A 7,871-nucleotide genomic window follows, 5' to 3' on the forward strand; every position below is an offset into this window, starting at 1 on the left:
CTCAAAGAACAAACACACACCAGCAGAACCACCCACACCAAGCAGGCAACCCCACCAGGGCCATCCGTCCCACCCGACCTTCGTCGGGCAACTTCCCTATCTTACCCGGTTGGTTTCGCGTTGTCAAGAGTCAGTTTCAACTCTCTCGCACCACCCGAATTCCCCCGCGCTTGATCCAGCCGCTCTGCGACTGTCTTTGGTCGGGGGTCCGGCAGACCGGCCCTCCTCGTTACCCGAGGCTCAGCCCGGCTCCCTGCCGGCTTCCTACCTTACCCGGTCGGTTTCGCAATCTCAAGCCCGGCTTGCCGGTGAGTCGCACCGCCCGCCCAGTCTGGTTCGGCGGTCACCCGCCCCATCCTGGCTGTCTGCGTTTCCGGCCGTTTTGTCCGTGTCCCGCTGACAGAGAGAAAGTTACGCGGCGCCGCGACGGAACGCAAGTTGATCTTGAAGATTCTTGGCAAGATCCATATATGCGCAGGTCAACGCGGGTGCGACCGGACGGGTGCGGGTCCTGACTCGGCGAACTGCCCGGCGGTTGATTTACGCGGCGTGGGGTCCATGGGTGCAGGAGGGCGTTGTGTTGCGGTGCGCCCCTTCGACGACGCCGGCGGCCCTCGACCTGGCCACCGGGCCCCCGCGCCGCAGCCGACCGTGTCAGAGTGGCTCTCATGACTGTCGAAGGACCACAGGCCATCGACGCCGTCTCCGCCCTACTGCTGCCGTTCTGGCAGATCGTGATCGGCGCTGTGGTGGTGGTGGCCGTGATCGTCTCGATCCACCGGCTCATCCTTCGCGGGCCGTCCCGGATGACGAAGGCGCTGCTGATCCTCGGCGGCGCGATCATCAGCCTCGCGGTGATCGGCGTACTCACCTCTGGTGGTTGACGCTGCGTCCGACCTAGCCGGCGGTCCCGGCGGCGCTTGCCGCCCGCCCGGTGTCAGAGCCGGCGGTTCGCCAGGCTCGGCAACTCGCGCCGGATGGACTCCAGCCGCCCTGGGTCGAGATCAGCGAACACCACGCCGGGGACATCCGGCGCCTGGGCGACGACGACGCCCCAAGGGTCGACCACCATGCTGCGGCCGAAACAGGTACGGCTCGGCTCATGCTCGCCGATCTGGCCGGCTGCCAACACGTAGCACTGGTTCTCGATCGCCCGGGCGCGGAGCAGAACCTCCCAGTGGTCCCGGCCGGTGTGCAGCATGAACGCTGCCGGCACAACCAGAACCTGGGCGCCCAGCTCGGTCGCGAGCCGCCGGTACAGCTCAGGGAACCTCAGGTCGTAGCAGATGGACAGGCCGATCCGGATGCCGTCGCACTCCACCACGACCGAGTTGGCCCCGGGTGCCACGCTGCTCGACTCCTGGTACGAGACCCGACCGGGAATCTCGACGTCGTACAGGTGGATCTTTCGGTAGGTGGCGGCCAGCTCGCCGTCACGGTCGAAGACCAGGCAGGTATTGAACGTACGGTCTGGGTCGGGCCCGCGTTCGTGGTAGGAGCCAACCACCACCCACATCCCTAGCTCGCGCGCGGCGTCGGCGAAGAACCGTCCGACTGTGCCGTCGACGGGCTCGGGGTCGGGCAGCCCTGCCGCAGTGCCGAGATAGTCGACGTACTCGGGAAGAACCGCGAGATCGGCTCCGCCGGCGGCGGCCGACGAAAGCAGCCCGTACGCCGTCGCCAAGTTGGCGGCCTGGTCGGAGCGACTGTTCAGCTGGCAGACAGCGACACGCACGGGCGGTGCTCCCTGGTTGTGTTGCGGCTAGGCCGACTTCTCCTCGCGGTCGCGCCGACGCCGGCCGGTGAACTCCCGCGGCACGATCGTCGGGTTGACGTTCTCCAGCACAGCCTCACGGGTGATCAGCACCCGGGCAGCGTCCGGGTTGCTCGGCACCTCGTACATCACGGAGAGCAGCACCTCCTCCATGATCGCCCGCAGGCCGCGGGCACCGGTGCCGCGGAGCAACGCCTGATCCGCGATGGCCTCCAACGCACCGGGGTCGAACTCCAGCTCCACGTTATCCAACTCGAACAGACGCTGGTACTGGCGGACCAGAGCGTTGCGGGGCTGGGTCAGGATCCGGACCAGGGCCTCGCGGTCCAGGCTGCGGACGTTGGTGATCACCGGGAGCCGGCCGATGAACTCCGGGATCAGCCCGAACTTGAGCATGTCCTCCGGCATGACCTGGGTGAGGATGTCGTCGGTGGACCGCTCGGACACTGCCCGGAGCCGGGCCCCGAAGCCGGTGCCGCCCTGCCCGGTGCGCGACTCGATGATCTGGTCCAGGCCGGCGAACGCACCGCCGCAGATGAACAGCACGTTGGTGGTGTCGATCTGGATGAACTCCTGGTGCGGGTGTTTGCGCCCGCCCTGGGGCGGCACGTTGGCCACCGTACCCTCGAGGATCTTCAGCAGGGCCTGCTGGACGCCCTCGCCGGAGACGTCCCGGGTGATCGACGGGTTCTCCGACTTACGGGCAATCTTGTCGACCTCGTCGACGTAGATGATCCCGGTCTCGGCCCGCTTGATGTCGTAGTCGGCCGCCTGGATCAGCTTGAGCAGGATGTTCTCGACGTCCTCGCCGACGTAGCCGGCCTCGGTCAGCGCGGTCGCGTCCGCGATGGCGAACGGCACGTTGAGCATCCGGGCGAGGGTCTGCGCGAGGTGGGTCTTGCCGCAGCCGGTGGGCCCGATCAGCAGGATGTTCGACTTGGCGACCTCGACGGCATCGTTCGCCCCGGGCGCTCCGGCAGCATCCGCCTGGATCCGCTTGTAGTGGTTGTAGACGGCGACCGCGAGCGCCTTCTTGGCGTGGTCCTGGCCGACCACGTACGAGTCCAGGAACTGGCAGATTTCCATCGGCTTGGGAAGCTCTTCCCACTTGACCTCGCCGGACTCGGCCAGCTCCTCCTCGATGATCTCGTTGCAGAGATCGATGCACTCGTCGCAGATATAGACCCCTGGGCCCGCGATGAGCTTCTTGACCTGCTTCTGCGACTTGCCGCAGAAGGAGCACTTGAGTAGGTCGCCGCCGTCGCCGATCCGTGCCACCTACGTTCTCCCTGCGCTCTCGGCCGGTCTCGCCGGCCCTGGCCTAAGAACAGTCTGCCTCGTCAGTGTCGAGCACCTTGCCGCCGGTCAACTCCGTCAGACGGTGCATCTCGACGTTACCCGCTGGCGGGGCAAACTCCGACCCCCAAAATCGGGTGTGTCAGAGGTCGGCCAGTCTACTCACTGCCCGGCCGACCTCTGACCGTGCGTCGTCAGCTGGCCGAGCTGGCCGCCAGCACACCCTTCTTCCGGCTGGTCAGGATGGTGTCGACCAGGCCGTAGTCGCGGGACTCCTCCGCCGTCATGATCTTGTCGCGGTCGATGTCCTTACGGACCTTCTCGACCGCCTGGTTGCAGTGCCGGGACAGCATCTCCTCCAGCTGGGTCCGCATCCGGAGGATCTCGCGGGCCTGAATCTCGATGTCCGAGCCCTGCCCGTAGCCGCCCTCGGTGGCCGGCTGGTGGATGATGATCCGCGAGTTCGGCAACGCCATCCGCTTGCCGGGGGTGCCGGCGGCGAGCAGCACCGCGGCCGCGCTGGCCGCCTGCCCCAGGCAGACCGTCATGATGTCCGGCCGGACGTACTGCATCGTGTCGTAGATCGCCGTCATGGCGGTGAACGAGCCACCCGGCGAGTTGATGTACATGATGATGTCCCGGTCCGGGTCCGTGCCCTCGAGGGTGAGCAGCTGGGCCATCACGTCGTTGGCCGACGCGTCGTCCACCTGCACCCCGAGGAAGATGATCCGGTCCTCGAAGAGCTTGTTGTACGGGTTCGACTCCTTGATCCCGTACGAGGTGCGCTCCACGAACGACGGCAGGACGTACCGGTTGTGCACCGGAGCGAACCCGGGCGGCATGGTCAGGTCAGTCATCGTCGCCTTCCTCAGTTGCGGGTGCCAGCGCCGGTCGGGACCTGCGTGGCTCCAGTGATCACCCGGTCGATGAAACCGTAGTCGAGCGCCTCGGCGGCAGTGAACCAGCGGTCACGGTCCGAGTCCGCCTCGATCTGCCCCGGCTCCTGCCCGGTGTGGAACGCCACCCGCTCCTGGAACATCCGCTTGGTGTAGAGCATCTGCTCGGCCTGGATGGCGATGTCGGAGGCGGTACCGCCCATCCCGCCGGACGGCTGGTGCATCATGATCCGCGCGTGTGGCAGGGCGTACCGCTTGCCCGGCGCACCGGCGCAGAGCAGCAACTGGCCCATGGACGCGGCCATACCCATCGCGATGGTGGCCACGTCGTTGCTGACGTACTGCATGGTGTCGTAAATCGCCATGCCCGAGTAGACCGACCCGCCCGGCGAGTTGATGTACAGGTTGATGTCCCGGTCCGGGTCCTCGGCGGCCAGCAGCAGCAACTGGGCGCAGATCCGGTTGGCCACCTGGTCGGTCACCTCGCTGCCCAGGAAGATGATCCGTTCCTTGAGCAGCCGGTTGAAGACCGTGTCGTCGAGGTTGCCACTGAGTGAGTCACCGCCGCGGGCCTCGCTCACCCGGATGGGCATAGCTGGGATGTGCAGATCGGTCATGGCAGCCCTTCGCTCTCCGTGCGTCGTTAAGCCCGACATTAACCGTTGCGAACGGGCCGGGCGCCGTTCTCAGGGTGCTGTTCGCTCACAGCGCAGGGGGCCGCGACACATGGTGCAGCGGTCACCCCGGTTGAGCAGGCGGGTGGTCCGCTACGACGAACGGGCCATCGGCCGGGCATGTGCATCCCGGCCGACAGCCCGTGGTCGGTCACGCTCAGTGCTCGTGGTTGTGCTCGGCCTCGTTGGCTTCCCGGATGGCATCCATGCTGATCGGGTTGCCGGCAGCGTCCTTCATCGTGATCCGCTCCATCACCAGGCCGAGTGCCTTGCCCCGGCGGACGTCGCCGTAGACCGCTCCCGCCGCACCGGACCGGGCCAGCTGGTCGTAGTACTGCTGAGGCGCCATCCCGGCCCGCTGGGCGCGGTGCACGATCTCGTGGCCGAACTCGTCGTCGGAGACCTGGACGTCCTCGGCGTCGGCGAGGGTGTCCAGCAGCAGCTGGATCTTGACCGCCTTGCCGGCCGCCTCGGCCAGCTCCGCGTCGATGTCGGACTCGGACTTCTCCTCGGAGCCGAGGTAGTCCTCCCAGGAGGCCCCGATCCGCTCCAGCTGGTCGGTCATGGCCTGCTTGCGGTGCTCGACCTCCTCGCGGACCACGCCGTCGGGTGCCGGCACGTCAGCCGCCTCAACCAACTGGTCGAGGGCCTTGTCCCGGGCGGCGTAGATCTGCTCGACCCGCTTGACCCGCTCGACCTTCTGTCGCAGGTCGTTGCGCAGCTCCTCCAGGCTGTCGAACTCGCTGGCCAGCTGGGCGAACGCGTCGTCCAGCTCCGGCAGCTCCTTCTCCTTGACGGTACGCACGGTCACCGCGACGTCCGCGTCCCGGCCGGCGTAGTCGCCGCCGACCAGTTGGGTGACGAAGCTCGTCGCCGCGCCGGCGGCCAGCCCGACCAGCACCTCGTCCAAGCCGGGCAGCAGCTGCTTGCTGCCGACCTCGTGGGAGAGGTTGGACGCCGAACCGCCCGGCACTTCCTCGCCGTCGACGGTCGCGGCCAGATCGATCTGGACGTAGTCGCCCTCCTGGGCCGGACGCTCGACCGTCTTGAGGGTGGCGAACCGCTCACGCAGCCCGCCGATCTGGTCCTCGATCTCCTTTTCGTCGATCTGCAGCTCGTCGACGGTGACCTCGATGGTGCTGAGCTCCGGCAGGCTCAGCTGTGGGCGTACGTCCATCTCCGCAGTGAACTTCAGCGCCTCGCCGTCGGTGAAGTCGGTGACCTCCACCTCCGGCCGGCCGAGCGTCTTCACCTCGTGCTCGCGGACGGCGGCCAGGATGTTCTGCGGGATCGCCTCCTGGACGGCCTCGTTGAGCACCGCGCCCCGGCCGATCCGCTGGTCGATCACGGCCGCCGGCACCTTGCCCTTACGGAAGCCGGGGATGGTGACCTGTTGGGAGATCTCCCGGTACGCCTTCCGCAGGCTCGGTTCGAGCTCGACGAACGGCACCTCGATGGCGAGCCGGACCCGAGTCGGGCTCAAGGTCTCGACGGTGCTCTTCACAGGCGTACTCCTTGATGCATGTCAGTCTTGTCCGGTCGTCGCTGTCGGCGCCGGGCGCTGCTCGAGGCAGCCACCCCCGCCGTGTGGCATGGCACAGCCCATCGAGTGTAGGCCCTGCCGGCAGGCCGGATCGTTCTCGCCCGGTGCCGAGCCGGCGGTTGACAGTCGGGGTGGCGGGATTTGAACCCACGGCCCCTCGCTCCCAAAGCGAGTGCGCTACCAAACTGCGCCACACCCCGTGGCACCGGTCAGTCTATGCCGTCGGCAATCCGCCGCGCCGGCCGGTATCCCGCCAGCTGTCGGATCAACCCGCCGCGCCGCCGGCGGGACCCCCGTGCGGCAGACCCGGGATAACTTGTACGCTAGACGGCGCGCCCTGCCCGCCGGGGCGCACGCGGGCGTAGCTCAATGGTAGAGCCTCAGTCTTCCAAACTGATTACGCGAGTTCGATTCTCGTCGCCCGCTCCATCAGCTCCGCCGCAGGTCAGCGGCGCTACTCCCCTTCCGGTACGCCGTCGGCGGTCAGGGCGCCCTGCCCCGGCGCGGCCGGGAGGAAGATGTGGGTGTGCCCGTTGCCAGCGTCGACGTTGAGCACGTCGAGTTGTGTCGCTGCGACCGACCAAGTGGTGACCGCGATGTCCCGCTGACGGCCGGCGAGCTCCAGCAGAGTTCCGCGGTCATCCTGTGGAAGGGCCAGCGCCGCCGTGTATGTGTCGACCGCGGCATCGAGCGCCCGTACCGCCGCAGCCAGACCGGAACGGGCGATGTTGACGCCGGTACCACCGGACGGCGGGTTGGCAAAGTCCTCGACCACGTCCCTGGTGATGCCCCGCCACCCTTCGACGTCTGACTGGGGAGCTGCCGGACCGGGCGGTTGGCCCGCCGGCACCGCACCGGCCAGCCCGTCGAGCACTGGCAAGAGGTTCTCCTGCGTACGGCGGGCAAGCGAGGTCAGCTCCACGATCTGGGCAGCGTTCCGCTCCTCCTCCTGCGCCTGCAGCTGCGCGACTCGGTCGTCGAGCGCTTCGGAGTCAGCTGCGTCAGTGGAGTCGCCTGCGGTCACGGCTCCGATCGGCGCAGCGAGTAGTGCGCCCAGCGCGAATGCGATCACCAGTGGAGCCAGGCGACGAACCGACGGCGTCCCCGGCGAGGCTGCCCGGGTGGCCGGCCGGGCGGACGATCTGGCGGAGTCACGGGCGCTGCGGCTTCGGCGATCTGCCGGCATGGTGGAGCCTCTCCACTGCTGGTGACGGTGGGGTCACGCATTGGCTCGCCGACGGCCGCTGCGTCTCGCGGGGTGGGCCCGGCACCGGCCCGCCGAGGCTGGCACCGGGGTTGAAACCACTCTAACGGACCTCCCGACCGCGCCGGGGGTACCGATGTGTCGGCGCCGCTGGCTGGCAGCACGGGAGCGCCGCCGCCCCGGTCGGAATGATCCGTTGGGCGGGGTCGTTGTGCATGGTCGCGCCACCCACTCCGGCCCGCAGCCGCCAGGCGGCAGTCAGGCTCCGGCCCGGCCAGTGGATCGGGTCGGTGGACCCGGTCGGGAATCGTCGGCGGGCCGGCGTGGTTGTACATGGTCACGGCGCGCAGCAGCGCACCCGCGCCCCACCAGCTTGTGGGCGTGCCGGAGCCGCCGCGAGCCGATCCCGTGTCGCACTCCCGTACCGCGTCTGACCCCCGTACCACCCGGATGACCGTTTACCGCGCACCCGCCCGTCCGTGAC

7 protein-coding genes and 2 tRNA genes are annotated in these 7,871 nt (G+C 68.2%); 2 read left to right on the forward strand and 7 right to left on the reverse strand.

Annotated elements, in window-relative coordinates:
* Positions 1-668: 668 nt before the first annotated feature.
* Positions 669-884 carry a hypothetical protein gene (locus ACFHWU_RS28285; protein WP_416557318.1) on the forward strand — a complete coding sequence of 72 codons (216 nt, stop codon included), beginning with the start codon at positions 669-671 and terminating at the stop codon, positions 882-884.
* A 53-nt stretch (positions 885-937) separates the two neighbouring features.
* On the opposite strand, the gene ACFHWU_RS28290 is transcribed toward ACFHWU_RS28285, so the two are convergent.
* The 6 genes from ACFHWU_RS28290 to ACFHWU_RS28315 all read right to left on the reverse strand — a co-directional run bounded on the left by ACFHWU_RS28290 (position 938) and on the right by ACFHWU_RS28315 (position 6,383).
* Positions 938-1,735: a carbon-nitrogen hydrolase family protein gene (locus tag ACFHWU_RS28290; protein ID WP_416569538.1), complete on the reverse strand. Its 798-nt coding sequence runs from the start codon at positions 1,733-1,735 to the stop codon at positions 938-940.
* Between the two features lie 27 nt (positions 1,736-1,762).
* Entirely contained in the window at positions 1,763-3,052 is a 1,290-nt protein-coding gene (clpX, locus tag ACFHWU_RS28295) for an ATP-dependent Clp protease ATP-binding subunit ClpX (RefSeq protein ID WP_416557320.1), read from the reverse strand.
* 212 nt (positions 3,053-3,264) lie between these two features.
* Positions 3,265-3,927: an ATP-dependent Clp protease proteolytic subunit gene (locus ACFHWU_RS28300; RefSeq protein ID WP_123603014.1), complete on the reverse strand. Its 663-nt coding sequence runs from the start codon at positions 3,925-3,927 to the stop codon at positions 3,265-3,267.
* Positions 3,928-3,938: 11 nt separating this feature from the next.
* The gene (locus tag ACFHWU_RS28305) at positions 3,939-4,583 is read right to left on the reverse strand and encodes a ClpP family protease (RefSeq protein WP_416557321.1); all 645 of its coding nucleotides are present in this window, start codon (positions 4,581-4,583) and stop codon (positions 3,939-3,941) included.
* A 214-nt stretch (positions 4,584-4,797) separates the two neighbouring features.
* Positions 4,798-6,144, reverse strand: a complete 1,347-nt coding sequence (gene tig / locus ACFHWU_RS28310; RefSeq protein WP_416557322.1) for a trigger factor — start codon at positions 6,142-6,144, stop codon at positions 4,798-4,800.
* A gap of 165 nt (positions 6,145-6,309) precedes the next feature.
* Positions 6,310-6,383, reverse strand: a tRNA-Pro gene (locus ACFHWU_RS28315).
* A 155-nt stretch (positions 6,384-6,538) separates the two neighbouring features.
* On the opposite strand from ACFHWU_RS28315, the gene ACFHWU_RS28320 reads away from it, so the two are divergent.
* Positions 6,539-6,612, forward strand: a tRNA-Gly gene (locus ACFHWU_RS28320).
* A gap of 25 nt (positions 6,613-6,637) precedes the next feature.
* Here the strand turns inward: ACFHWU_RS28320 and ACFHWU_RS28325 are convergent.
* Positions 6,638-7,255: a hypothetical protein gene (locus tag ACFHWU_RS28325; RefSeq protein ID WP_416592183.1), complete on the reverse strand. Its 618-nt coding sequence runs from the start codon at positions 7,253-7,255 to the stop codon at positions 6,638-6,640.
* Between the last annotated feature and the right edge of the window lie 616 nt (positions 7,256-7,871).

The organism is Micromonospora sp. LOL_015 (assembly GCF_048060275.1).
In the GTDB taxonomy this organism is placed as follows: domain Bacteria; phylum Actinomycetota; class Actinomycetes; order Mycobacteriales; family Micromonosporaceae; genus Micromonospora_E.